Annotated in this window: 22 protein-coding genes and 1 pseudogene; 9 read left to right on the top strand and 14 right to left on the bottom strand. The window is 69.8% G+C overall.

Features of this window, described 5'->3' with window-relative positions; genetic code table 11:
• Positions 1-188 precede the first annotated feature (188 nt).
• From ACWGJM_RS17520 to ACWGJM_RS17540, 5 genes are all read left to right on the top strand, one after another.
• Positions 189-929: an ABC transporter ATP-binding protein gene (locus tag ACWGJM_RS17520; protein WP_453412567.1), complete on the top strand. Its 741-nt coding sequence runs from the start codon at positions 189-191 to the stop codon at positions 927-929.
• Positions 911-2,188, top strand: a complete 1,278-nt coding sequence (locus tag ACWGJM_RS17525) for a hypothetical protein (protein WP_453412568.1) — start codon at positions 911-913, stop codon at positions 2,186-2,188. Before ACWGJM_RS17520 ends, ACWGJM_RS17525 begins: the two co-directional genes overlap by 19 nt.
• Before the next feature lie 87 nt (positions 2,189-2,275).
• Positions 2,276-2,680, top strand: a complete 405-nt coding sequence (locus ACWGJM_RS17530) for a VOC family protein (RefSeq protein ID WP_453412569.1) — start codon at positions 2,276-2,278, stop codon at positions 2,678-2,680.
• A 48-nt stretch (positions 2,681-2,728) separates the two neighbouring features.
• Positions 2,729-3,853 (top strand): LOG family protein, encoded by a 1,125-nt coding sequence (locus ACWGJM_RS17535; protein WP_453412570.1) that lies wholly within the window; start codon positions 2,729-2,731, stop codon positions 3,851-3,853.
• Between the two features lie 160 nt (positions 3,854-4,013).
• Positions 4,014-4,739, top strand: coding sequence for an LAETG motif-containing sortase-dependent surface protein (locus tag ACWGJM_RS17540; RefSeq protein WP_453412571.1), 726 nt, complete (start codon positions 4,014-4,016; stop codon positions 4,737-4,739).
• A 4-nt stretch (positions 4,740-4,743) separates the two neighbouring features.
• On the opposite strand, the gene ACWGJM_RS17545 is transcribed toward ACWGJM_RS17540, so the two are convergent.
• The 10 genes from ACWGJM_RS17545 to rpsB form a co-directional block, all read right to left on the bottom strand.
• Positions 4,744-5,838 (bottom strand): ABC transporter ATP-binding protein, encoded by a 1,095-nt coding sequence (locus ACWGJM_RS17545; RefSeq protein WP_453412572.1) that lies wholly within the window; start codon positions 5,836-5,838, stop codon positions 4,744-4,746.
• A complete protein-coding gene (locus ACWGJM_RS17550) occupies positions 5,838-7,439 on the bottom strand; it encodes an ABC transporter permease (protein WP_453412573.1) in 1,602 nt (533 codons plus the stop codon). The genes ACWGJM_RS17545 and ACWGJM_RS17550 overlap by 1 nt, the downstream gene beginning before the upstream one ends.
• Positions 7,440-7,477: 38 nt before the next feature.
• The gene (locus ACWGJM_RS17555; protein ID WP_453412574.1) at positions 7,478-8,560 is read right to left on the bottom strand and encodes a thiamine ABC transporter substrate-binding protein; all 1,083 of its coding nucleotides are present in this window, start codon (positions 8,558-8,560) and stop codon (positions 7,478-7,480) included.
• A gap of 221 nt (positions 8,561-8,781) precedes the next feature.
• On the bottom strand, positions 8,782-9,888 hold the full coding sequence (gene rlmN, locus ACWGJM_RS17560) for a 23S rRNA (adenine(2503)-C(2))-methyltransferase RlmN (protein ID WP_453412575.1): 1,107 nt from the start codon (positions 9,886-9,888) through the stop codon (positions 8,782-8,784).
• A 55-nt stretch (positions 9,889-9,943) separates the two neighbouring features.
• Positions 9,944-10,630: a hypothetical protein gene (locus ACWGJM_RS17565; protein WP_453412576.1), complete on the bottom strand. Its 687-nt coding sequence runs from the start codon at positions 10,628-10,630 to the stop codon at positions 9,944-9,946.
• Positions 10,631-10,730: 100 nt separating this feature from the next.
• The gene (locus ACWGJM_RS17570; RefSeq protein WP_453412577.1) at positions 10,731-11,918 is read right to left on the bottom strand and encodes a phosphatidate cytidylyltransferase; all 1,188 of its coding nucleotides are present in this window, start codon (positions 11,916-11,918) and stop codon (positions 10,731-10,733) included.
• Positions 11,918-12,475 (bottom strand): ribosome recycling factor, encoded by a 558-nt coding sequence (frr, locus tag ACWGJM_RS17575; protein WP_189981158.1) that lies wholly within the window; start codon positions 12,473-12,475, stop codon positions 11,918-11,920. Before frr ends, ACWGJM_RS17570 begins: the two co-directional genes overlap by 1 nt.
• Before the next feature lie 141 nt (positions 12,476-12,616).
• Positions 12,617-13,375 carry a UMP kinase gene (gene pyrH, locus ACWGJM_RS17580; RefSeq protein ID WP_453412578.1) on the bottom strand — a complete coding sequence of 253 codons (759 nt, stop codon included), beginning with the start codon at positions 13,373-13,375 and terminating at the stop codon, positions 12,617-12,619.
• A gap of 216 nt (positions 13,376-13,591) precedes the next feature.
• Entirely contained in the window at positions 13,592-14,437 is an 846-nt protein-coding gene (gene tsf / locus ACWGJM_RS17585; protein WP_453412579.1) for a translation elongation factor Ts, read from the bottom strand.
• 175 nt (positions 14,438-14,612) lie between these two features.
• Complete coding sequence (rpsB, locus tag ACWGJM_RS17590) at positions 14,613-15,569, bottom strand: 30S ribosomal protein S2 (RefSeq protein WP_453412580.1); 957 nt, start codon at positions 15,567-15,569, stop codon at positions 14,613-14,615.
• A gap of 284 nt (positions 15,570-15,853) precedes the next feature.
• Here rpsB and ACWGJM_RS17595 point away from each other — a divergent pair, with 284 nt between their 5' ends.
• A complete protein-coding gene (locus ACWGJM_RS17595) occupies positions 15,854-16,435 on the top strand; it encodes a peptidoglycan DD-metalloendopeptidase family protein (RefSeq protein WP_453412581.1) in 582 nt (193 codons plus the stop codon).
• Between the two features lie 141 nt (positions 16,436-16,576).
• On the opposite strand, the gene ACWGJM_RS17600 is transcribed toward ACWGJM_RS17595, so the two are convergent.
• From ACWGJM_RS17600 to ACWGJM_RS17615, 4 genes and pseudogenes are all read right to left on the bottom strand, one after another.
• Entirely contained in the window at positions 16,577-17,134 is a 558-nt protein-coding gene (locus ACWGJM_RS17600; RefSeq protein WP_453412650.1) for a TetR/AcrR family transcriptional regulator, read from the bottom strand.
• A 66-nt stretch (positions 17,135-17,200) separates the two neighbouring features.
• A complete protein-coding gene (gene whiG / locus ACWGJM_RS17605) occupies positions 17,201-18,043 on the bottom strand; it encodes an RNA polymerase sigma factor WhiG (RefSeq protein ID WP_453412582.1) in 843 nt (280 codons plus the stop codon).
• 312 nt (positions 18,044-18,355) lie between these two features.
• A complete protein-coding gene (gene dprA, locus ACWGJM_RS17610; protein WP_453412583.1) occupies positions 18,356-19,516 on the bottom strand; it encodes a DNA-processing protein DprA in 1,161 nt (386 codons plus the stop codon).
• Positions 19,513-20,427: pseudogene (locus ACWGJM_RS17615) on the bottom strand (ATP-binding protein); the annotation flags it as partial. The gene dprA and the pseudogene ACWGJM_RS17615, both read right to left, overlap by 4 nt.
• A 15-nt stretch (positions 20,428-20,442) precedes the next feature.
• On the opposite strand from ACWGJM_RS17615, the gene ACWGJM_RS17620 reads away from it, so the two are divergent.
• From ACWGJM_RS17620 to ACWGJM_RS17630, 3 genes are all read left to right on the top strand, one after another.
• Positions 20,443-21,993 carry a recombinase family protein gene (locus ACWGJM_RS17620; protein WP_453412584.1) on the top strand — a complete coding sequence of 517 codons (1,551 nt, stop codon included), beginning with the start codon at positions 20,443-20,445 and terminating at the stop codon, positions 21,991-21,993.
• Between the two features lie 702 nt (positions 21,994-22,695).
• Positions 22,696-23,130, top strand: coding sequence for a hypothetical protein (locus ACWGJM_RS17625; RefSeq protein ID WP_453412585.1), 435 nt, complete (start codon positions 22,696-22,698; stop codon positions 23,128-23,130).
• Entirely contained in the window at positions 23,130-24,578 is a 1,449-nt protein-coding gene (locus tag ACWGJM_RS17630; RefSeq protein WP_453412586.1) for a DNA primase family protein, read from the top strand. Before ACWGJM_RS17625 ends, ACWGJM_RS17630 begins: the two co-directional genes overlap by 1 nt.
• Positions 24,579-24,724: the final 146 nt, after the last annotated feature.

The raw sequence follows: 24,724 nt of genomic DNA on the forward strand, positions 1-24,724 counted from the left end.
GCGGTTCAGCCGATCATACGGCCCGGGGAGCACCCGTACGAGTGAGAAGGGTGCACCCCGGGCCGCGTGCTGTCCGGCGTCGCGGCCCCGGCTCCTTAGCGTGCCTGGTAACCGATCGGCCCTGCCTTCGTTCCCCCGCACGAGGGACTTGGCACGGGAAATACGGATCAGAACCGAGGTGTACGCCCATGGAGGCCCCGCCGGACAACGACATGCTCTGGGCACGCTCGCTGCACTACGTGCATCCCGACGGCTCGCCGGGACTGGCCGGTGTCTCGCTCGGCGTGCGGGTGGGCGAGATCCTCGCCGTCAGCGGGCCGCGCGGCAGCGGCAAGACGACCCTGCTGCGCTGTCTGTCCGGCCTGGTGCCGGCGCAGCGCGGGGAGGTCTGGTTCAACAGCGCGCCCGTGCACACCATGGGCCCCATGCGGCGCGAACGGCTGCGCCGGGACCGCTTCTGCTGGATCGACCCGGCACCGGCGCTGGTCCCCGAGCTGACCGTCTGGGAGAACACCGCCCTCCCCCTGATGCTGCGCGGCACCAGCCGCCGCCGGGCCAAGGTGGCGGCCCTGGAGTGGCTGGAGCGCCTGGACGTCGGCGACAAGTCCCGCAAGCGCCCGCACGAACTGGTGCAGTCCGAACGCCAGCGCGTCTCCATCGCCCGGGCGCTGGCCCCCGCGCCCACGGTCCTCTTCGCCGACGAGCCGACCGCCCCGCTGCACCAGGCCGACCGCGCGCACGTCCTGCGGACGCTGACCACCGCGGCCCGCTCGCACAGCATCACGGTGGTGCTGGCCACCCACGACGCGGAGACCGCGGCGCTCGCCGACCGCACGGTGACGCTGCTGGACGGCCGGCGCGTCCACACCGTGCACCTGCCCGAGGCCCCCGAGCCGGAAGGCCGGGCCGCGTGCTCGCTCTCCGCCTGATCCGCCTCGCGCATCCCGCGGTCCAGCTGCGCCGCCTCCTGGTGGCGACGGCGGCCGCGGGCACGGGCTTCCTCCTGCTCGGCACCTTCGGCTACGCGCTGGGCCATCCCGACACGCCCGCCGCCTCCCTTCTCCTGCGCCTGGCGTGGTGCGCGGTCCCGCTGGCGGCCACCGTCCACTTCGCGGTGGCCGTCGCCCGCACCGACCCCGGCACCCGCCCCCGGCCCGGCCTGTCCGCGCTGGGCCTGGGCCCGGCCCGGCTGATGGCGATCTCGGCCCTGACGACCGCCCTGTCCTGCACACTCGGCTCGACGGTCGCGCTCCTGCTCTTCCTCCATCTGCGCGGCGACCTGACGGGCATGCCCTTCGACGGCGCCGCCGCGCGGCTGCTCGCCGCCGACCGGCCACTGCCCGTTCCGGCCACCCTCACCCTGCTGGCCGTGGTCCCCACCACCGCCTCCACCGCGGCCGCCCTGGTACTGCGCCCCCGGGACGTCCGCCGCCCGCAGCCCGTCTCACCCCGGTTCGGGGCACGCTTCCGGCTTCGTGAGCAAGCACCGGCGGGCGGTGCCCGGCACGCCCCGGACGAGGTGACCGACCCCGAGGCGGCAACCCCGGACGCCGACTCGACCGACGCCCTCACCGACGCCCTGGCCGACCCCCCGCCACCCCGCGAAGCACCCCGCGGTCTCCCCTGGGGCATCGCCGTACTGGCCGCGGGCCTCGCCGTGGAGTCCTACACCGGACCTGCCACCCCGGCCCCCCTCCGGGAAAGCCCCGCCGGGGCACTCGCCGGCTGGGCCCTGACCGCGGCCGGCCTGGCCCTCGCAGCCCCCGGCCTCACCCACCTCTGCGGCCGCCTGCTGCAAGCGGTCCGCCCGGGCGCGCTCAGGCTGCTCGCCGGCCGCTTCCTGATGGCGGAAGCCACCCGTATCGGCCGCCCCCTCGGCATCGTCTGCGCGGTCGCGTCCGGCGCGTACGCGATGACGGCACCGTACGGCGGCGGCGCCCCGTCCGTCGGCCCGCTGACCGGCCTCGGCATCCTCCTGGTCGCCGGTTGCACGGTGGCCACGCTCCTCACGGTGGCCGTGGAGGCCAGGCAGTCCCGGGCCGACACCACCGCCGCGCTGGTCCGCCTGGGCGCCCGGGCCACGCTGCTGCGCGGTGCGGCGGCCCTGCGGGCGGCCACACTGCTCGCCCTGTTCGGCCCGCTCACCCTGGCGGTCGCGCACCTCGCGGCACTCCCGCTGGGGCGCTGAAAAAAATTTGCCGGCCGCCGATGAGATTCCCGGCGGCCGCCGGTCTATCAGCCGTACCGACGCACCGCACCCCGATGGGAGACCGGCATGTACCAGCAGATGATCTTCGTGAACCTGCCCGTGAACGACCTGGACGCCTCGAAGAAGTTCTTCACGGAGCTGGGCTACACGATCAACCCGCAGTTCACCAACGAGAACGCGGCCTCCGTCGTGATCAGCGACACCATCATGGCGATGCTCCTCACCAAGCCGTTCTACGCGACCTTCACCGACAAGGAGATCGCCGACGCGGCCCAGACCAGCGAGGTGCTGGTGTGCCTGAGCGCCGAGAGCCGCGCGAAGGTCGACGAGCTGGTGGAGAAGGCGATCGCGGCGGGCGGCACGGCCGGCCGGACCCAGGACCACGGCTTCATGTACGGCCGCGCCTTCGACGACCTCGACGGCCACACCTGGGAGATCGCCTGGATGGACCCGGCGGCGATCCAGGGCTGAGCCGCCGAATCCGGACCGGGGCGCGGGCGGCTGTGCCAGCATGGGCGGGTGCATCCGACACCCGCCCAGCCCAACCGTGCCGCCCACGACCACGAGATAGAGTCGCTCGCCGAGTTCGACGCGGTGGTCGCCGAGCACGGCACGCTCGCCCGGTTCCGTGTCCAGGCCGTCGATCTGACGGCCCGTACAAGTGAGTTGCTCGCCCTGGACACCTCTGGCGCCGTCTTCCTCGGCTGCCCGATGGATCCCGAGGCCGCCGCCAAGGTGCGTGCCGCGGGGGCACTGGTGTTTCCGCCCGTGCCGGGTCTGCCCTTCGACCCGTACCGGGGGTTCGTCTACACACCCGACGAGCTGTTCGAGTCCCTCGACGAGGGGTACGAGGCGACGCCGGACGCGCGGGCGTACGACTGGTTCCAGCGGACGAAGTCCGACGGGGACGTCTACTCGTCCATGCTGCGCGCGGTCCACGACGACGCCGTCTCCGACGCGCTCGACGAACTCCTCGTCGGCGCACGGGTGGTGGGTGTCATGGGCGGCCACGCGATGGAGCGCGGCACGGAGGCGTACGCGGGTGCCGCCCGCCTGGGCCGCGAACTGGCGCGCGCCGGGCTCACGGTGGCCACCGGCGGCGGGCCGGGGGCCATGGAGGCGGCCAACCTCGGTGCGTACGCCGCCCCGTTCGAGGACGGGATGCTCGGGGAAGCGCTGCAACTCCTCGCCAAGGCCCCCTCGTTCCGGCCGTCCGTCGCCGACTGGGCGCACGCCGCCTTCGAGGTGCGCGACCGCTGGCCCGGCGGTGGCGCGTCGGTGGGCATCCCCACCTGGTTCTACGGTCACGAGCCGCCGAACGCCTTCGCCGCGCACATCGCGAAGTACTTCGCCAACGCCACCCGCGAGGACGGCCTGCTGGCCCGCTCCACCGCGGGCGTGGTGTTCCTGCCGGGCGCCGCCGGGACCGTACAGGAGGTCTTCGACAACGCGACCCCGAACTACTACGGATCGCGGGGCGAGCCCACGCCGATGGTGCTCGTGGACCGGGCGCACTGGACGGAGCGGCTGCCGGTGTGGCCGCTGCTTCAGGCGCTCGCGCGGGGGCGGTCGATGGAGGCCCGAATCGCCCTTGTTGACCGGATCGAGGAGGCGCCCGAGACATTGAAACGTATCGTTGGTTAATAAGCTGGTAAAGTCAATGCACGTGCTCCGCTTGTGCATTGACACTCCTTACGGAGCGCTTATAGACCTGTGAGCCTCTTGGGGTTGATGATGCCTCACCTCTTCGTCATGTCATCTCCCCCTCAGCCCCCCGCAGTTATGCACTCTGTAAAGGACAAACGTGTCCAAAACTCGCCGCAACGCACGCCGTTCCGTGCGTGTCCTGGGTGTCGCCTCCGCTTCCGCCGCGCTGGCGCTGGGTGTCGCGGGCACCGCGCTCGCCTGCGAAATAGGTGACTTCTCCGCCGAGGCCACGTGCGACGGCGCCAAGGGCGTCATCGTCGTCACCGACAAGGACGCCGCAGGCACCCCGGCCATCATCACCGTGTTCCTGGAGAACAACGGTGCCGATGTGAAGCAGATCGGCAAGCCGCAGAACATCAAGGGATCCAGCGCGGGCACCACGGTCACCATCGCGGAGGACTGGAAGCCCAACGCGACGTACCGCGTCCACGTCAAGGCCGGCAAGAAGGTCGACGCGGACATCACGCCCAACCTGACCACTCCTTCCACGGCCTGCCAGACCGAGGAGTCCGCGACGCCCACGGCGCCCGCCACGAAGACCTCGAAGCCGTCCCCGTCCGTCTCCGCATCCGCCTCGGCCCCGGCCGAGTCCGCGACCCCGTCCGCGTCGGCGTCGGAATCGGCGTCGGAGGGCACCAGCACCGCCCCGGCGGACACCTCGAACAACGAGCCGTCCCCGGCGGCCGGTGACTCGAACCTCGCCGAGACCGGTGCGAACTCCAACACCGGTCTGATCGCCGGCATCGCGGCCGCCCTGGTCGTCGTCGGCGGTGGCGCGGTGTTCTACGGCATGCGCCGTCGCGGGGCGGGCAGCGGTCGCTGACGCCTCACTCCTTGTGCACCACCGTGGCCCGTCCCCCCGTCCGGGGGGCGGGCCACTGCCGTCCACCGGGGGGCGGCTGCTCCTCGAGTACGACGATCTCGGCCGCGTCGAACTCCACACCGACCTCCCCGCCGACCTCCGGCGCCTCCCTGAGCGCGCACGCCGCCTCCAGCCGCGGGGCGTCCTCGGGCTGGAGGCGGACGGCGACATGCGTGCCCTTGAACGTCCGGGCGGTCACCGTACAGCGCAGCCCCTCGCCGGCCGGGACGAGCCGGACACCGGCGGGCCGGACGAGCACCGTACGGGCACCCTGGGGCGCTCCCGCGGGCACCGGCAGCTTGCCCCACGGCGTGTCCGCGGCCTCTCCGGCGACCGTCGCGCCGGCCACGTTGTCGAAGCCGAGGAAGCGGGCCACGAACTCGTCGGCCGGCCGCTGCCACACCTCCAGGGGAGTCCCGGACTGGGCGATCCGCCCGTCCCGCATCACCACCACCCGGTCGGCCAGTGCGAACGCCTCGCCCTGGTCGTGCGTCACGGCGAGCACGGTGGTCCCCAACCGGCCGAACAGTTCCCGCAGTTCCACCACCAGCCGCTCCCGCAGCGACCGGTCGAGCTGCCCGAGCGGCTCGTCCAGCATCAGTAGCCGGGGCCGGGGAGCGAGCGCCCGGGCCAGCGCCACGCGCTGCTGTTCACCGCCGGACAGCCCGGCGACCGCCCGGCGGGCGGCACCCGGCAGGCCCACCAGGTCCAGCAACTCCCGCACCCGGGCCTCCTGCCGGCCCTTCGCCACCCCCTGCATGCGCAGCCCGAAGGCCACGTTGCCGCCCGCGTCCCGCTGCGGGAAGAGCTGGTGGTCCTGGAACATCAGCCCCACCCCGCGCCGGTGCGCGGGCACGCCCCTCTGGTCGCGTCCGTCGAGCACCACCCGCCCGGAGTCCAGCGGTTGGAGCCCCGCCACCGCCCTCAGCAACGTCGACTTGCCGCTGCCGCTCGGCCCGAGCACGCACACGATCTCGTGTTCGGCGACCGACAGGTCCACGGCGTCGAGCACCGCCCGCCCGCCGAAACGCACGGTCGCGGCCTGAAGGCTCAGCAGCATCAGAACTCCCCCGTCCGGTCGGTGCGCAGCCGCTCCAGGACGAGCAGGGCCGCCGCACACACCACCATCAGAATCGTGGAAAGGGCCATCGCCTGCCCGTAGTTGAGATCGCCGGGCCGGCCGAGGAGCCGCGCCACCGCGACCGGCAGCGTCGGGTTGTCGGGCCGCGCGATGAACACGGTCGCCCCGAACTCCCCCAGCGACACCGCGAAGGCGAACCCGGCCGCGATCAGCAGCGCGCGCCGCACCATCGGCAGGTCGACCTCCCGCCACACCCGCCAGGGCGAGGCCCCGAGCACGGCCGCCGCCTCCCTCAGCCGCCCGTCCACGGCCCGCAGCACCGGCAGCATCGTCCGTACCACGAACGGCACGCCGACCAGCGCCTGCGCGAGCGGGACCAGGATCCAGGACTGTCTGAGGTCCAGCGGCGGCTTGTCGAGCGCGATCAGGAACCCGAAGCCGACGGTCACCGCGGACACGCCGAGCGGCAGCATCAGCAGCGCGTCGAAGCCGCGCACGATCCGGCCGGCGTCCCGGCGGGCGAGCGCGGCGGCGGCCAGGCCGCCGACAGCCAGGGCGATACCGGTGGCGGCGACGGCGTACTGGAGGGAATTGGTGATCGCGTTGACAGGCGCCACCAGGAACATGCCGCCGTCATCGTTGGTCAGCGCCCGGTAGTAGCCGAAGCCGGGCGCGTCCAGCGAGCGCGACACCAGCACGGCGAGAGGCAGCACCAGCAGCAGGGCGACGGTGGCGAGGACACCCGTCAGCAGCGCCCACTGACCCGCGCCGCGCGGCCGGCGGGCGGTCACGGAGGCGTCCACCAGCCGCAGCGCGGTCTCCCGGCGCCGTACCGTCCAGGCGTGCACGGCGAGGATCACGCCGACCGCGAGGAACTGGACCAGGGTGAGGACGGCGGCCGTGGCCAGGTCGAAGGTCTCGGAGGTCTGCCGGTAGATCTCCACCTCGACGGTGGAGAAGGTGGGCCCGCCGAGGATCTGGACCACACCGAAGGAGGTGAAGGTGAACAGGAACACCATCAGCGCGGCGGCGGCCACCGCGGGTGCGAGGGCGGGCAGCGTCACCTTCCGCCAGGCGCGCGGCGCGGACGCCCCCAGCATCCGGGCGGCCTCCTCCTGACGCGGGTCGAGCTGTGCCCACAGGCCGCCGACCGTGCGTACGACGACCGCGTAGTTGAAGAAGACGTGCGCCAGCAGGATCGCCCACACGGTGGTGTCCAGCCTTACGCCCCACAGCTCGTCCAGCAGCCCGCCGCGTCCGACCAGCGCGAGAAAGGCGGTGCCGACGACGACGGTCGGCAGCACGAACGGAACCGTGACGACGGCCCGCAGCACCTGCTTGCCGGGAAAGTCCAGGCGGGCGAAGGCGTAGGCGGCGGGCAGCGCGATCAGCAGGGTGAGCGCGGTGGAGGCCAGCGCCTGCCAGGCGGTGAACCACAGCACGTGCCGGATGTCCGGCTGGGTGACGACGTCCACCATCCGCCCGAACTGCCAGACGCCGTCCACCTTCAGCCCGCGGGCCACGATCGCGGCCACGGGCCAGGCGAAGAACACCGCGAAGAACGCGACGGGCACGGCCATGAGGCCGAGCCGCGCCGCGGTTCTCCGCCTGGTCGCGGCTACTTCAGTACGAGCGACGTCCACGACTTGACCCACTGGTCGCGATTGGCGGCGATCTTCTCGGGAGCCATGGTCTCGGGGGACTTGGCCTGCGGGCCGTACTTCACGAACTCCGGCGGCACCTGGGCGGCCTCGCGCACCGGGTAGACGAACATGTTGAGCGGCATGTCGTCCTGGAACTCCTTGGTGAGCAGGAAGTCGAGGAACGCCTTGCCGCCCTTGGTGTTCCTCGCGTTGCTCAGCAGCCCCGCGTATTCGGTCTGCCGGAAGCAGGTGCCGTACGACACCCCGGTCGGGGCGGTGCTGGGCCGCTTCTTGGCGAAGATCACTTCGGCGGGCGGGGAGGAGGCGTACGACACCACGAGCGGCCGGTCGCCACCGGCCTTCCTGCCCTCGGAGGAGCCGGAGAACTCCTGGTAGTAGGCCTGCTCCCAGCCGTCGACGACCTTCACGCCGTTGGCCTTGAGCTTCTTCCAGTAGCCCTGCCAGTTGTTGTCGCCGTACTGGGCGGCACTGCCGAGCAGGAAGCCGAGGCCGGGCGAGGAGGTGGCCGCGTTCTCGGTGACGAGGAGGTTCTTGTACTCGGGCTTGACGAGGTCGGCGAAGGACTTGGGCGGAGTCAGCTTGTTCTTGTCGAAGTACGCCTTGTCGTAGTTGACGCAGATGTCGCCGGTGTCGATGGGCGTGACCCGGTGCTTGTCCTGGTCGACGCGGTACTGGGGCAGGATGAGGTCGGAGCCCTTGGGCTCGTACGACTGGAACAGCCCGTTGTCGAGGGCACGCGACAACAGGGTGTTGTCCACACCGAAGAAGACATCGCCCTGCGGGTTGTCCTTGGTCAGGATCGCCTTGTTGACGGCCTGGCCCGCGTCGCCGTCCTTCAGGACCCTGAGCTTGTACCCGGACTGCTCCTCGAAGTCCTTCCGCACGTTCTTCGACACGGCCCACGAGTCATGGCTGACGAGGGTGACGGTCTTGGAGTCCGCCGAACTCCCGTCGTTCGACGACCCACACCCCGTCAAAGCGGACAGCGCCACGAGACCGAGCCCGACGGCCACGGCCACGAAGGTCTTGTTGTGCACTGGATTCCTCCTGGGGTTGACCAGGAAGAGACGCGGCCCTGCCCGGGACCCGCGGAGGATTCCGCCGGTGCCCGGGCAGGGCGCAACAGCTCGAGTGATGACCGAACTCCCTACCCAGAATGACCTGGGCGAGGTTCAGAGGGTCTGCGGCCCGGTTGCCGCACTCTCAGCGCTGTGGCGCTCCCCTGTCGGAATATGAAGATGTACTTACGGCCCACAGACTACCGCTCGGTGGCGGCCAGCTGACCACAGGCTCCGTCGATCTCCTGCCCACGGGTGTCCCGGACGGTGACGGGCACTCCGTGCGCGGCGATGGCCTCCACGAACGCCTTCTCGTCCTCCGGCCGCGAGGCGGTCCACTTGGAGCCCGGCGTCGGGTTCAGCGGAATCAGATTGACGTGCACGGGCTTGCCCTTGAGCAGCCGCCCGAGCCGGTCACCGCGCCAGGCCTGGTCGTTGATGTCCCGGATCAGCGCGTACTCGATGGACAGCCGCCGGCCGGACTTGGCGCTGTACTCGAAGCCGGCGTCCAGCACCTCGCGCACCTTCCAGCGCGTGTTCACGGGTACGAGGGTGTCGCGCAGCTCGTCGTCGGGCGCGTGCAGCGAGATCGCGAGCCGGCACTTGAAGCCCTCGTCGGAGAACCGGTGGATCGCCGGGACGAGTCCGACGGTGGAGACGGTGATGCCGCGCTGCGACAGCCCGAGCCCGTCCGGCTCGGGATCGGTGAGCGCCCGGACGGCACCCACCACTCGCTTGTAGTTGGCGAGCGGCTCGCCCATCCCCATGAAGACGATGTTGGACAGCCGCGCCGGTCCGCCGGGCACCTCTCCGTCCCTGAGCGCCCGCATCCCGTCCACGATCTGATGGACGATCTCGGCGGTGGACAGATTCCGGTCCAGCCCCGCCTGCCCGGTCGCGCAGAACGGGCAGTTCATCCCGCAGCCCGCCTGCGAGCTGATGCACATGGTGACCCGGTCCGGGTACCGCATCAGCACCGACTCGACGAGCGTCCCGTCGAACAGCCGCCACAGCGTCTTGCGGGTGGTGCCCTGGTCGGTGGACAGATGCCGCACCACCGTCATCAGCTCCGGCAGCAGCGCCTCCCGCAGCTTGGCGCGCGAACCGGCGGGGATGTCGGTCCACTGCTCCGGGTCGTGCGCGTACCGCGCGAAGTAATGCTGCGAGAGCTGCTTGGCGCGGAACGGCTTCTCCCCGATCTCGGCCACCGCCTCCTTGCGTTCGGCGGGCGTGAGATCGGCGAGATGCCGCGGCGGCTTCTTGGCTCCGCGCGGGGCGACGAAAGTGAGTTCTCCGGGCTTAGGCATGGCTGTACCAGTGTCGCAGATCGACTCGGGTGGCCCGGGCCGAGTGGTGGGGCGGTCAGGCCGGGGCTGTTCCCAGGGTGTCGCGGAGTTCGGCGATGTCGCGTTCCAGGTCGCGGTACTGGTCGCTGACCTTGCGTTTCTGGGTGGGGATGACCCGGCCCTCGGCCAGGGCGGTGAGCCGGTGGCCGAGGGCGGCCAGGGTCGCCTGCCGGCCGAACCAGCCGGGGGCGCCGTGGGTCGCGTCCAGTTCCTTCTGGGCCGCGCGGAAGGCGGCGTGGACGCGCTCGCGCAGGGGGATCAGGTCCTCGCGCAGGAGGTGGGTCCTCTCCCGCAGTTCCAGCATCGACTCGATGAGGCCGACGAACGACTCCCCGACCTCCGCCATGCCCTGGGCGTGCGCCACGAGTTCCTCGAGTACCGGCATGATCTCGTCGAGGTCGTTCTCGCCCTTGCCGAAGAGCAGCGCCCGCGTGTCGCCGTACTCCTCGGACATCCGGTCGACGCCCGCGAGGATGCGCGCGGCCACGTCGGTCTGCTGCCGGATCGCGTCGACGGGCATCCCGTCGCGGTGGCCGAGCAGGGCGGCGATCTCCGCGAGCTCCTGCGCCAGCTGCTCCCGCATCTCCAGCAGTGCCTGGTGCGTCTCGTCGGCGGAGTCGATCGTGGACCTCAGGCTCCCGGCGAGCGCCTCGACCGCCTGGGCCGCCTCCTGCTCTCGCCTGGCACGCCTACGTCCCCACATACACCCACCCCTCCCGGAGACGGATCACGGTGGAGTGATCACATGTTCGGAAGGGGTGGTTCCGGGTCCTCGGACCCGATCGCCGTTGCGGGATCGGCTGTCAGCCGGACCCCACGAAGATCACCAGAAGAAGCCACACAACCGGAGCCGTCGGCAACAGCGAGTCCAGGCGGTCCATGATGCCCCCGTGCCCGGGGAGCAGCGTGCCCATGTCCTTGATGCCCAGGTCGCGCTTGATCATGGACTCGCCGAGGTCGCCCAGGGTGGCGCTGGCCGCGACCGCGAGGCCGAGCAGGAGGCCCTGCCACCAGGCGCCGTCGTCGATCAGGAACTGCATGCACAGCGCGCCCGCGACCATGGCGAACAGCACCGCGCCGAGCAGGCCCTCGCGGGTCTTGCCGGGGCTGATGCGCGGGGCGAGCTTGTGCTTGCCGAAGCGCCAGCCGACGGCGTACGCCCCGGTGTCGCTGACCACCGTCAGAAGGAGGAAGGTCAGCACGCGCCACGGGCCGTCGTCGGCGGTGAGCATCATCGCGACGAACGTGGCCAGGAACGGGACGTAGAAGGCCGCGAAGACGCCCGCCGTGACGTCCTTGAGGTAACCCTCCGGCGGTTCGGTCATCCGCCAGACCAGTGCCGCCAGCGCGGTCAGCGCCATGGCCACCCAGGCGCCCTCGGCACCCCGGACGTACCCGGCGACGACCATCGCCGCACCGCCGAGCGCCAGCGGGACCAGGGGCGCCTTGATGCCCTTGCTCTCCTGTAGCCGGCTGGTCAGCTCCCACAGACCCACGACGACGGCGACCGCCACGACCCCGACGAACACGGCCTTGACGATGAACAGGGACGCGACGATCACCACGCCGAGCCCGACGCCCACCCCTATGGCCGAGCTCAGGTCCCGGCCCGCACTCTTCTTCTGCGGCGCGGGGGCCGGCTGCGGGGCGTCGGACATCGGCTCCGGATTCTGCGGCGCCGCCCCGTCGGGCGACGTCCGCGGCATGTCATACGGCCCGTAGGACTGGGCCTGCGGTGGCTCGTCGCGGAACAAGGGGCCGCTCAGCCGAGCAGCCCCCCGGTCGTCGTCCTGGTCTCCGCCACGAACGCCATGAACGCCTTGAGCGGGTATGTCGGGCACGGCCGGCATGGGACGGGTCTGCTGCGCGTCATGCGCATCGTACGCGGGGCCCGCCGGGGCAGCCCCCCGGACCGGTCCCTGGTCGGTGGGCCCCCAGTACCCGGCCTGTGCCCCGGCTTGTGGCGGAGCGCCCCAGGAAGAGTCGTTCATCAGACCTCGAGCAGTTCCGCTTCCTTGTGCTTGAGGAGCTCGTCCACCTGGGCCACGTACTTCGCGGTGGTGTCGTCGAGTTCCTTCTCCGCACGGCGGCCCTCGTCCTCGCCGACCTCGCCGTCCTTGATCAGCTTGTCGATGGCGTCCTTGGCCTTGCGGCGGACGGAGCGGATGGACACCTTGGCGTCCTCGCCCTTGCCCTTGGCGACCTTGATGTACTCGCGGCGGCGCTCCTCGGTGAGCTCGGGGAACACCACGCGGATGATGTTGCCGTCGTTGCTCGGGTTGACGCCCAGGTCGGAGTCGCGGATCGCCTGCTCGATGTTGCGCAGCGCGCTCTTGTCGAACGGGGTCACGACGGCCATGCGCGGCTCCGGCACGGAGAACGAAGCCAGCTGGTTGATCGGCGTCAGCGCGCCGTAGTAGTCGGCCACGATCTTGTTGAACATGGCGGGGTGCGCACGGCCGGTGCGGATCGCGGCGAAGTCCTCCTTGGCGACCACGACGGCCTTCTCCATCTTCTCCTCGGCCTCGAGGAGGGTCTCTTCGATCACCACTTGCTCCTGCGTGTCTTGAGTAGGCCCGGCTGCGGTTCCTGGCGGTGGCGGCGGCCGGCTGCGTCGCGTCTTCTTCCTGCACGGTTCCCGACCGGCAGGACATTGTCCATCCCCCGACGAGGTCCCGGGGTGGTCCGGTCAGGCCTGGCTGCCCTGATCACCCACGAGCGTGCCGATCTTCTCACCCTTGACGGCCCGTGCGATATTCCCCTCGGCCAGAAGCTCGAACACGAGGATCGGCAGCTTGTTGTCACGGCACAGGGTGATCGCGGTGGCGTCGGCGACCTTGAGGTCGCGGGTGATGACCTCGCCGTAGCCGAGGGCGTCGAACTTGACGGCGTCGGGGTTGGTCTTGGGGTCGGAGTCGTAGACCCCGTCCACGCCGTTCTTGCCCATGAGCAGCGCCTCGGCGTCGATCTCCAGGGCGCGCTGGGCGGCGGTGGTGTCGGTGGAGAAGTACGGCATGCCCATACCGGCGCCGAAGATGACCACGCGGCCCTTCTCCAGGTGGCGCACGGCGCGCAGCGGGATGTACGGCTCGGCGACCTGGCCCATGGTGATGGCGGTCTGGACCCGGCTGTCGATGCCCTCCTTCTCCAGGAAGTCCTGGAGGGCGAGGCAGTTCATCACGGTGCCGAGCATGCCCATGTAGTCGGAGCGGGCGCGGTCCATGCCGCGCTGCTGGAGTTCGGCGCCGCGGAAGAAGTTGCCGCCGCCGATGACGACCGCGACCTCGGCGCCGTCGCGCACGACGGCCGCGATCTCGCGGGCGATCTTGTGCACCACGTCGGGGTCGACGCCCAGGCCCCCGCCACCGGAGAAGGCCTCTCCGGACAGCTTCAGCAGAAACCGGCCGTGTACTTTGCCGTCGTCGCTCTTCTGGGCCTTGGTGGTCATGGGGATCCCGCCTCTGTTACGTGGTGCACATACGAAGAAGGCCACTGCCGGTTGGGGTCGCTTTTCGCTCCCATGCGCGGCAATGGCCTCCTCGTCAGATCTGCTGCCGTCCGCCACATGCCTGGGTGTGGCGGTGTGCGCGGACGACTGCTGTCGACCCTATCGAGATTTCCCCGAGGATTTCTCCGTGGGTCGCTCGTCGATCACGGTACGGACTCAGATGCCGACCTTGATGCGCGTGAAGCGCTTCAGGGTGACACCGGCCTCGTCCAGAATCTTCTGGACGGACTTCTTGTTGTCCAGCGCATACGGCTGGCCGAGCAGCGTGGCGTCCTTGAAGAAGCCGTTCAGGCGACCCTCGACGATCTTGGCGATCGCGGCCTCGGGCTTGCCCTCGGCGCGGGTGGTCTCCTCGGCGATGCGGCGCTCGGACTCGACGACGTCGGCCGGCACGTCCTCCTTGGAGAGGTACTTCGGCGCGAAGGCGGCGATGTGCTGGGCGACGCCCTTGGCGACCGCGGCGGCCTCGTCGTTCCGCTTGTCGAGCTCGACGAGGACACCGATCTGCGGGGGCAGGTCGGGCATCGTGCGGTGCATGTAGGCGGTGACGTAGCCGTCGGAGAACTGCGCGAAGCGGTCCAGGACGATCTTCTCGCCGAGGTTGGCGTTGGCCTCGTCCACGAACGCCTGGACGGTCTTGCCGGCCTCGATCTCGGAGGCGAGCAGGGCCTCGAGGTCGGCCGGGGAGGTCTTGGCGACGTGCTCGGCGATGGCCGTGGCCACGGCCTGGAACTTGTCACCCTTGGCGACGAAGTCCGTCTCGCACTTCAGCTCGACCAGGACGCCGGAGGAGTTGTCGTCGGCGATGATGGAGACCACGGCGCCGTTCTCGGCGGAGCGGCCCTCGCGCTTGGCGACGCCCTTCTGGCCCTTGATGCGGAGCGCCTCGACGGCCTTTTCGACGCTGCCCTCGGCCTCGTCCAGCGCCTTCTTGCAGTCCATCATGCCGGCGCCGGTGAGCTCACGGAGCTTCTTGACGTCGGCGGCGGTGTAGTTCGCCATGAGTCTGTGAGTCTTTCTCGAAGTCTTGGGAGATCGGAGATCAGCAGGGTCTGCGGGTCCACATGTAGTCGTGGACCGCGGACGCCTGCCGGCCTACGGATGAACGGCGGGGGCGGACTTCACCGCGCCGGAGGCGCTGGCTGATGCAGTGCCGCCCCCGCCGTCAACACGGTTGTCAGGCCTGCTCGCCCTCGGCGGCCGGGGCCTCAGCGGCGGGAGCCTCGGCAGCGGGAGCCTCGGCAGCGGGGGCCTCGGCAGCCTCGGCAGCCGGGGCCTCAGCGGCGGCCGGAGCCTCAGCGGCGGCCGGAGCCTCAGCGGCGGCCGGAGCCTCGGCAGCGGCCGGAGCCTCCTCGGCCTTCTTCTCGCCCTCGAGCAGGTCGCGCTCCCACTCGGCGAGCGGCTCGCCCGCGGCCTTCTCGCCCTTGTCACCGGTGGCGACGCGAGAGCGGGAGATGAGGCCCTCGGCGACGGCGTCGGCGATCACACGGGTGAGCAGGGTGACGGAGCGGATCGCGTCGTCGTTGCCCGGGATCTTGTAGTCGACCTCGTCGGGGTCGCAGTTGGTGTCGAGGATCGCGACGACCGGGATGTTCAGCTTCCGGGCCTCACCAACGGCGATGTGCTCCTTCTTGGTGTCCACGATCCAGACGGCGCTGGGCACCTTCTGCATCTCGCGGATACCACCGAGGGTCTTCTCCAGCTTGGCCTTCTCGCGCGAGAGCACGAGAAGCTCCTTCTTGGTCAGACCGGAAGCCGCGACGTCCTCGAAGTCGATCTGCTCGAGCTCCTTGAGGCGCTGCAGACGCTTGTAGACGGTGGAGAAGTTGGTGAGCATGCCACCCAGCCAGCGCTGGTTGACGTAGGGCATGCCGACGCGGGTGGCCTGCTCGGCGATGGCCTCCTGCGCCTGCTTCTTCGTACCGACGAACATGACCGTGCCGCCGTGGGCCACGGTCTCCTTGACGAACTCGTAGGCGCGGTCGATGTACGACAGCGACTGGAGCAGGTCGATGATGTAGATGCCGTTGCGCTCGGTGAAGATGAAGCGCTTCATCTTCGGGTTCCAACGACGGGTCTGGTGACCGAAGTGGACGCCGCTCTCCAGCAGCTCCCGCATCGTGACGACGGCCATGGCCGTATCTCCTTGATTTTCTCGGTTGTGCCGCGGATGCCGGACGGCTCCCGCGCCTGACGCCCACGACGCGCCGTTGCCACATGAGGACCGAGGGGCGCTGATACGAACGGACCGTCGCCGGCCGCGCCTCGTATCGGGGCGTGCGAAGTCGACCCGGTGACCCGGATCGCCACAAGAATTGTACGGGACCGGCGAGGCACCGGGTGACGCCGCTGTCCACAACCGGTGAGTTGTCCACACGTCCCGGCCATGACCGGCGGGGATGCGGGACGGTTTGCCGCATGCGAGCGAAACGATGGGCGGGTGTGCGACTGCTCCTCGCGCCGGCCCTGACGGTGACCGTCCTGACCCCCCTGGCCTGGGCCGACGCCCCGGCTCCCCCGGCCCCGCAGGCACCGCAGGCACCGGTGCCGGCGATCGGCCGCGCCTGGCCGGTGGGCGCCCGCCCGGCGGTGGTGCGCGGCTGGGAACCTCCGGCGACGGCGTACGGCCGCGGCCACCGCGGCGTGGACCTGGCCGCTGCCGCCGCGGCTCCGGTACGGGCGGTCGCGGCTGGCCGGGTGTCCTTCGCGGGGCGGGTGGCGGGCAGGGGCGTGGTGTCCGTGGAACTGACGGGCACCGACCTGCGGACGACGTACGAGCCGGTGACGCCCTCGGTGAACAAGGGGGACGAGGTGGCGGCGGGCGAGGTGGTGGGCGGTACGGAGGCGACGGTCGGTCACTGTGCGGGCGGCTGCCTGCACTGGGGCCTGCTCAGAGGCGACACCTATCTGGACCCGCTGTCACTGCTCCCCCCGTGGCTGCTGCACAGGGGGCCGTCGAGACTGCTACCGGTACTGGGCGTACCGCTGCCCCGTAACTGACGCAGCCGGCGTAGCTGCGGGCAGTCGTGCCGCTGGGGCGATGGGGGTCCCGCTCGAGCGAAGCCGAGAGTGGGGGAGGTGGGCGCAGCGGCACCCGGCGGCGCGGCGAGCCCCCACCACCACGGCACCCGGCGCCGTTCGTCAGCCCCGCACACCCCGCAGCGCCATCCCCACCGCGGCGTCCGTGATCGATTCGGGATCCTCCGCCGCGCCGAGCTCGATCCGCCGCACCGCCGCGTCCACGACGCCCTGGAGCAGCATCGCCGCGAGCCGGGGCTGCGCATGCCCCATCTCGCCCAGCGCCTCGACGATCATCGCGACGAGCCCGCCGTGCGCCGCCCGGATCTTCTCCCGCGCCCCCGCGTCCAGCTCGCTCGCCGAGATCGCCACGACGGCCCGGTGCCGCCGGTCGCCCACCAGGGCCAGCTGCCGGCGCACATACGCCTCGACCTTGCCCTCGAGTGTCTCCGCCCGCTCCATCGCCGCCGACACCTCGGCCGCCCACACCGGGAAGTCGACCTCGCACAGCTCCTCGACCACGGCGGCCCGCGACCGGAAGTACTCGTACACGGACGACCGCGCCAGCCCCGTCCGCTCGGCGAGGGCCGGGAAGGTCAGCGCCTCTGTCCCGCCCTCGGACAGCAGGGACCGTGCCGCGTCCAGCAGGGCGGCTCGCTGCATCGACCGGTGCTCGGCCACGGAGGCCGCTCGAATCCTTGGCACGGCGACCACTTTACGGACGCGCCACGGCGAACGGGAGGAGACTCAGCGCCCGAAGCTCGCCAGCTTCGCCCGCAGCTGAAGTACCGACTTGGTGTGGATCTGGCTGACCCGGCTCTCGGTGACCCCGAGCACATTGCCGATCTCGGCGAGCGTGAGTCCCTCGTAGTAGTACAGCGTGACCACGGTCTTCTCCCGCTCGGGCAGCGTGTTGATCGCCCGCGCCAGGAACCGTCTGAGCTCCCGGTCCTCGGCCACCTCCACCGGGTTGTCGGCGTCGGTGTCCTCCAGCGTGTCCATCAGGGTGAGCCGCTCGCCGCCCTCGCCCCCGGCGTGCAGCATCTCCTCCAGCGCCACCACGTTGGCCAGCGACAACTGACTGAAGACCGCGTGGAGTTCGTCCACCTCGATACCCAGCTCGGTGGCCACCTCCGGCTCGGTGGGGGTGCGCCGGAGCCGTGCCTCCAGCGTGGCGTAGGCCCGCTCGACGTTCCGCGCCTTCTGCCGTACCGACCGGGGGATCCAGTCCAGCGCGCGCAGCTCGTCGATCATGGCGCCGCGGATCCGGGTGATCGCGTACGTCTCGAACTTGATCTCCCGGTCGATGTCGAACTTCTCGATCGCGTCGATGAGCCCGAAGACCCCCGAGGACACGAAGTCGGCCTGCTCCACATTCGGCGGCAGACCCACGCTCACCCGTCCCGCCACGTATTTCACCAGCGGCGAGTAGTGCAGGATCAGCTGCTCCCGCAGCCGCTCGTCCCCTGTCGCCTTGTAGGACCGCCACAGCTCGTCGAGTGTCGAGGGAGCGGGCGGCCGCACGCTGCCACCGTCGCGGGCGGCTGGGGGGATCGCCGCCCGGTCGGACCCGGAGGTGTGCTGGGGCATTCGTCGCCTTGTGTCGTTCTGCCGTGAAGTGCCGTGAAGTGCTGTTACGGAGTGGAGTGGGACAAGGTGGGACTGAGTGGGTGAGGTGCCGGTCTGGTGTCGAGTTGCAGTGGTCTGCGCCGAGGTCTTCGTGAGCGTAGCGTGACTGAGGTGTCGCGGTGCGCGAACAGCGAGCCTCACCCCCTGCGGGGACACCCGCGGCGGCGCCTCCCGGCACGCCGGGCACGTCGCTCTGGGTGACCGACGGGGCGTACCAACTCCAAGAAAACCCAAGGGTGTCGGGGCTTCCCCCGGACGGGCGAACACTCTCGGTCAACGTCGCGTGGGACCGTCCTCGACCGGGGACATCGCCTGGCGTGTCAACTTCCAGCCGTCGCCGTGTCGTTCGACGTAGCCAAGTGCTCGGAGTTCGTACAGCCTGGCGATCGCCGCGTCCCGCGTGGTCTGCGCGCCGCACGCGATCTCCCCTGACGGGGCCGGCCGGTGTGCGGGCAGGGCGGCGAGGACCCGCCGGGCGCCGGGTTCCAGCAGGTCACGCGGGAGGACCGGGCCGCGCCGCGCCGGGGCCAGCTCGCCGATGTCCCCGACCAGCTCGACGACCTCCGCCGCGTCGGTGACGAGCGCCGCCTCTCCGCGCAGCAGCTCGTGCACCCCGGCCGAGAGGGCACTGGTGACGGGCCCGGGCACGCCCATGGTGAGCCGCCCCAGCCGCTGCGCCGCCCGCGCCGTGGCCAGGGCGCCGCTGCGGTAGGCGGCCTCAACGACCACGGTGCCCCTGGTCAGTGCCGCGATCACCCGGTTGCGCAGGATGAACCGGCTCGGGGTCGGGTGATCACCAGGCGGCAACTCGCCGATCACGAGTCCCTGTTCCGCGATCCTGCTGATCAGCTGGGTGTGTCCGCGCGGGTAGGGCCGGTCGACACCGCAGGCCAGGACGGCGACCGTGGCACCGCCCGCGCCGAGCGCGCCCCGGTGGGCGGCGCCGTCGACGCCGTAGGCGCCGCCGGAGACCACCACCCAGCCGCGCTCGGCGAGCCCTGCGGAGAGCGCGGCCGCCGCGTGGGCGCCGTACTCGGTGCAGGCCCGAGCGCCCACGACGGCGACCGATCTGAGCGCCCACATCCGCAGGCCGGCCGGGCCACGCACCCACAGCCCCAGGGGCCGGGCGTCCCCGAGGTCGTCGAGCTGGGCCGGCCACTCGGCGTCCCCCGGGCACACGAACCGCACCCCGGCCGCCCCCGCGATCTCCAGGTCCCGCTCGGGCCCGGCCCGCCCGGCGCGTGCCCGCAGCCCCGCCCAGCGGGCGCCGCTCACCCCCGGCAGCGGCTCGCCGCCCTCCCGCAGCCGCCGGGCGACCTCGCGCACCCCGTGCTCCCGCACCCAGCGGCCGCCGGTCTCGTCGCCGGGTTCGAGGACCCGGGTGAGGAAGACCCGGCACAGCCGTGCGCCGTACGGGTCGTCCGGCGGGGTCACGCCGGCGCCCCGATGGCCATCGGCACGCCCCGGGGAACGCCGGTGCGCAGTTGCAGGGCCAGGGCGACGTCCGTGGCGTCGGGCCGGTCGTGGCCTACGAGGTCCGCCACCGTCCAGGCGACCCGCAGCACACGGTCGATCCCGCGGGCGGTCAGCACGCCCCGCTCCAGGTTCCGCTCCGCCTCGTCCATCGCGCCGCTCGCGGCCTGCCAGCGGCTGCGCAGTTCCCTGCCCGGAACCTCGCTGTTGGTCCGCCACGGGGTTCCGGCCAGGCGTGCGGCGGCCCGTTCCCTGGCCACCCGGACCCGGTCGGCGACCGTGGCCGTGGACTCGCCGCGCGCCCCGGGCTCGGTGAGCTCGGCCCGGGTGACAGGCTCGACCTCGACACGCAGGTCGACCCGGTCGAGCAGGGGGCCGGAGAGCCGGGCCTGGTAGCGGCGGATCGCCGAGGGCGGGCATTCGCACAGCGTGTCGCGCTGCGAGAAGCGTCCGCAGGGGCACGGGTTCGCCGCGAGCACCATCAGGAACCTCGCCGGGAACCGCACCACGCCCGCGCTGCGCGCGATCACGACATGCCCGGACTCGAGGGGCTGCCGCAGCGCGTCGAGGGTGTGGCTGTGGAACTCCGGCGCCTCGTCGAGGAAGAGCACGCCCCTGTGGGCGAGCGAGACGGCGCCGGGCCTGGCGATGCCCGGGCCGCCGCCGACGAGGGACTGCATGGTGGCCGAGTGGTGCGGGGCGCAGTAGGGGGCGACGTCGATGAGGGGCTTGCCCGGCGGCAGGAGGCCGGCCACCGAGTGCACGGCCGTCACCTCCAGCGAGTCCTGCCGGCCGAGCAGGGGCAGGACGGCGGGCAGCCGCTCGGCGAGCATGGTCTTGCCCGCGCCCGCTGGTGCACACTGTTCGAGAAAGAAAGGCTCCCGTCAGTGATCCCAGCTCAAAACCGCCCGCTCCGTGCCGCTATCTATTGTCGTCTGTCCCGTGACGACGACTCCTCTACCTCTATTACTACGCAGGAGTCTGACGCCCGCGCGTGGTGCCAGCTTCGGGGCTACGAAGTGGTCATGGTCCGGCACGACGTCGGCGTGAGCGGCAGTGTCCGGCCGGAGGATCGCGCAGGCTTCGGGGAGATCGTTAGCGCACTCAACGGCATTGACGTAGTCGTTGCTCGCAGCGTCGACCGCTTTTCGCGCGTAACTTCGCACTTCGCTTCCCTGGTCGAATTGCTCGACAAGCGCAGCACGACCCTTGCCGACGTACAGGGGCAAGCAGACCTAACGTCACCGTACGGCCGGTTCGTCGTCACGCTGATGGTGGCGTTCGCCCAGCTCGAACGGGAGACCATCCAACAGCGCATCCTGCGTAGCCGTGTTGAACTCCGGCAGGGTGGCAAGTGGCTGGGTGGCGCTGCCCCCTACGGGTTCCGCGTGGTGCCGGACGGTGAGGGAAACAAGCGGCTCGACGTAGACGAGACTGCCGCCGAAGTGCTCCGGAACGTAATCGAGCGAATCAACGAGGGACACACACTCAGCGCCGAAGTGGACCGGCTGAATTCTTCCGGCGTGCTGTCTCCGGGCGATTACCGCAAAGTTCAGCGGGGCGAGGAATTGCCAGAAAAGCGCGCCCAGTGGACCTATTCCGCGCTGTATCAGCACCTACGAAGCGAAGTGCTGCGCGGCTACCGAGTGCAGGGAAAGCGGGATACCCGCCGAGTAGTTCGGGACAGCGAGGGGAAACCGGTTCGGGTTGGTCCGGCGCTGATCGATGACAAGACATGGCGCACGCTGCAAGCCACCTTGGACGCAAACGGGGTTGAGACCAAGCGTCCCCGCAAGAAAGCAACCATGCTCCTGCACGTGGCTTGGTGCACGTCCTGTGACGACGTAATGCACTACAACACGCGCGTTTACAAGGGTCAGCGCATGGACCAGTACGCGTGTCCGGCAGCGCGAGACAAGAAACGGCGCGATAAGTGCGCGGGAATCAGCGTGAATGCCGAACGGGTCGAGGCTGAGGTAGAAACCTGGTTGCTCCGCAGCTTCGGCCACATGCCCTACACAGAGCGCGTGCTAGTCGGTGGCAACGACACGGCGTCAGTCATCGAAGAGCTTGAGGGCGACATTGCCGAACTTGCGGCGAGTCTGGTTGGTCTGCGTGGCGCTGCGAAAGCCGCTGTTCTCTCCCAGCTCGAATCCCGCCAGGAAGCGCTAGAAGAGGCTCAGGCGGAGCCAGCCAGCGAGCCTGAATGGCGCTGGGTGCCGACCGGCGAAACGGTGGCTGAGCGCTGGCACAACGCCGACACGGCCGGTAAGCGGGTACTCCTGCTGTCCATGCACATCCGGGCTGCAATCGCGCCAGCGACAAAGGGACGGCGCTGGGACCCGGAGCGCGTGAGCGTAGGCGTGCACATCGATGATCCAGCGGCTGAGGCTGCTGACGCTGTGCTGCTGGAAGAGTTTCTTGCCGATATGGCGTAGGCGCCCCTCAGCGCCCGTCTGAGCGCCTCGTAGCCCCGACTGGTCCCGTGACTGGTCGGGGCTCTTGCGTGCGCGCTGTCGGGCCGCTGAGCCGTACCAATGCGCGTGTCGGCTGCTTCGCCTCCGTTTACCGCTACTTCGACCAGCTAGTAACCATGAAGGCAACGCGCCGGCCGCTCGGGAACTACACGACACCACACCATGACCTGCGGCACTCCGTTATCTTTTCGTTACCTTTATAATCCCCTGACCTGCGGAAATGCCGCGCTGGCCTTCCAGCCGTACCAATATATGTAAGGGCAGCGAACGGCACAGGTAACCGACTCGCTAGTTACGTATAGAGCACAACGCACGGTGCCTCACACAGCTTCCACCTTGGCGGGTGGGACAGAGCGTCAGTCATTGCGGCTGGCGCTTCTGTTTTGCCCGCTGACTGAAGCAGGACATGGAAAGGAGATAACCCGTGACACCCCGCGAGATTGAGTCACGCATGCGGCACCTGGGAGCACAGCGCAAGGAACTACGCTCCCGGCTCGCTGACGTCGACGGCGAAATACGCGCACTCATGCCGGACGCTCGCAGCGTGGCGCTGATGAGTCAGGAAGCAATCCGGGACGCCTGCGCACTGAGCGTTCCCACAATCCGGCTCTGGACTCAAGGCGCCTAAGAGCGCAACACACCCGCCAAGGAACGGAATAGCCCGTGAACCTAGATACCTACCAGCCGCGCGTATCCGCTGCGCTGGTTGAAGACTTTTACCCCAATGGGCGGAAGGCCGGCGAGTCCCGCGTGATCACCTGCCCTTACTGCCGCATGCAACACAATCACGGCGCCGTGCTCGGACACCGGGCAGCGCACTGCACCGATTACGTAGCGAAGCGCACTCAGGTGGTCGACCCGCGCGATACCCGCGATACACCGGGCTACGTGCTGTGCGATCCGGCCGAACCGGTGAACTGGCAACTCGAATACGTCTACGGCCAGTTGTACGTACTGCGGAACAAATACCGGCGCCTAAGTGCAGAGCACGACCGCATGAGCCCCTGGACGGCGAGAGAAAAGCGCGTCAAGGCAACGCTTAAGAACGAGATAGACGGCATCGCAACGGTGCTACGAAAGGCCGGTGTGAGCCTCTGATGGACATCAGCAACCTTGACATCAAGGCGGCGCTAGCGGCCCTAATTCAGCAGCAAGGGGAATCCGGCGCTGAGGCCATAGGCACCCAGTCTGACGACGATCTAGCCACTTACGCCCTGGACCGTTGTTTCAGCGGCGCTCTGGCATACAGCCGCTCGCGCGGTTGGCACACGTTCCCGGCCGGCGAGCATCACTGGCAGGCGGACCCCGAAGGTGACGACGTCACGTCGACCGTTCAGACCATGCTGCGCGATCTGAGGCATGCGGAACGCGACCAGCGCAAGGCGCAATACCTGGGTTCCCGTCAGCGCCGAGACAACGTCGTAGACATGCTCAAGGGACTGCCCGAAGTGCGATACGGCGGAGAATGGGACAGGAACCCATACCTACTCGCTGCGCCGAATGGCGTCATTGATCTGCGCACCGGCGACCTAACCGACGGCGAGCCGGGACAGCGAATCACGCGCGCCGTAACTGAGGCCTACGACCCCGAAGCAAAGGCGCCGCGCTGGGAGCGGTTCATATCCGAGATTTTCGCCCACGACCCGGAGCTACCGGCGTACCTTCAGCGACTGCTCGGCTACGGCATTACCGGCAGCACGAAAGAGCAGTGTTTCGCTGTCCTTTACGGCGCCGGATCTAACGGTAAGTCGACGCTGCTAACCACGCTGCGGGAACTGCTCGGCGACCATGCCGCAACCGTGCCATTCGACATGTTCACGACCAGCGGCAAGGCGCGCGGTGGACCAGAGGCGGAAATGCTGGTTGGCGCCCGGCTAGCGCTGGCCAGCGAGACAAACCGATCGGCCGTACTCGACAGCGCCGCAATCAAGAACGCGACCGGCGGTGAAGAGATCACGGTTAACCCGAAGTATCGGAAGCCGTACGCGTTCAAGCCGCAAGCGCTGATCCTGCTAGCCAGTAACTACAAACCGATCGTCCGCGAGCAGGACACCGGCACATGGCGCCGCATCAAGCTAATCCCGTTTCTTCAGCGGTTCGAAGGTGCCAGCAAGGACCCCGACCTAGAAGAGACGCTGCGCAGCGAACGGGCGGGCATCCTCGCATGGCTAGTGCGCGGCGCTGTCGACTGGTTCGAGTTTGGGCTAGACGACCCGGACAGCGTGCGCGAGGCGATAGCCGAGTACCGCGAAGAGTCTGATTCGCTCGCCGGTTTCATGCCGGGTGCGCTGGTGTCCGTTCCGGGTCGCTGGCTATCCAATGCGGCTGTCTGGACGGCATACGAGCAGTGGGCCAAGGACAACGGGGAAGAGTCCTTCCAGCGATCGAGCACGCTGAATAAGGCGCTCATGGAACGTAGCAAGGGCGAGATCAGCGCGCAGAAGCGAAACGGCATCCGTGGCCTACTCGGCGTCGCACTCGCTGACGACCTATCCCGCGAAGAGCTGCGGAAGTACGCGCCGGGCATCTTCGGCATGGACAGCTAGCCGACCCTGAATGGACAGCTGGGAATAGCTAGCTGTCCACAAGAAAGCGCAGGTCAGAGGGTGTTTGTGGACGGCTGGACAGCTGCGGACAGGTGTTTCGGGAAATGGAATCCACCAGTCTAAATGGCATATGGACTTTTGCCTGA

Source organism: Streptomyces sp. NPDC054834, from assembly GCF_053611185.1.

What these genes read in the sequence shown, in the direction of transcription:
- ACWGJM_RS17520 (WP_453412567.1), top strand. Translation starts at nt 189, where the DNA reads ATGGAGGCCCCGCCGGACAACGACATGCTCTGGGCACGCTCGCTGCAC.
- ACWGJM_RS17530 (WP_453412569.1), top strand. Translation starts at nt 2,276, where the DNA reads ATGTACCAGCAGATGATCTTCGTGAACCTGCCCGTGAACGACCTGGAC.
- ACWGJM_RS17545 (WP_453412572.1), bottom strand. Translation starts at nt 5,838, where the DNA reads ATGCTGCTGAGCCTTCAGGCCGCGACCGTGCGTTTCGGCGGGCGGGCG.
- ACWGJM_RS17550 (WP_453412573.1), bottom strand. Translation starts at nt 7,439, where the DNA reads ATGGCCGTGCCCGTCGCGTTCTTCGCGGTGTTCTTCGCCTGGCCCGTG.
- rlmN (WP_453412575.1), bottom strand. Translation starts at nt 9,888, where the DNA reads ATGCCTAAGCCCGGAGAACTCACTTTCGTCGCCCCGCGCGGAGCCAAG.
- ACWGJM_RS17565 (WP_453412576.1), bottom strand. Translation starts at nt 10,630, where the DNA reads ATGTGGGGACGTAGGCGTGCCAGGCGAGAGCAGGAGGCGGCCCAGGCG.
- ACWGJM_RS17570 (WP_453412577.1), bottom strand. Translation starts at nt 11,918, where the DNA reads ATGAACGACTCTTCCTGGGGCGCTCCGCCACAAGCCGGGGCACAGGCC.
- pyrH (WP_453412578.1), bottom strand. Translation starts at nt 13,375, where the DNA reads ATGACCACCAAGGCCCAGAAGAGCGACGACGGCAAAGTACACGGCCGG.
- tsf (WP_453412579.1), bottom strand. Translation starts at nt 14,437, where the DNA reads ATGGCGAACTACACCGCCGCCGACGTCAAGAAGCTCCGTGAGCTCACC.
- rpsB (WP_453412580.1), bottom strand. Translation starts at nt 15,569, where the DNA reads ATGGCCGTCGTCACGATGCGGGAGCTGCTGGAGAGCGGCGTCCACTTC.
- ACWGJM_RS17595 (WP_453412581.1), top strand. Translation starts at nt 15,854, where the DNA reads ATGCGAGCGAAACGATGGGCGGGTGTGCGACTGCTCCTCGCGCCGGCC.
- whiG (WP_453412582.1), bottom strand. Translation starts at nt 18,043, where the DNA reads ATGCCCCAGCACACCTCCGGGTCCGACCGGGCGGCGATCCCCCCAGCC.
- ACWGJM_RS17630 (WP_453412586.1), top strand. Translation starts at nt 23,130, where the DNA reads ATGGACATCAGCAACCTTGACATCAAGGCGGCGCTAGCGGCCCTAATT.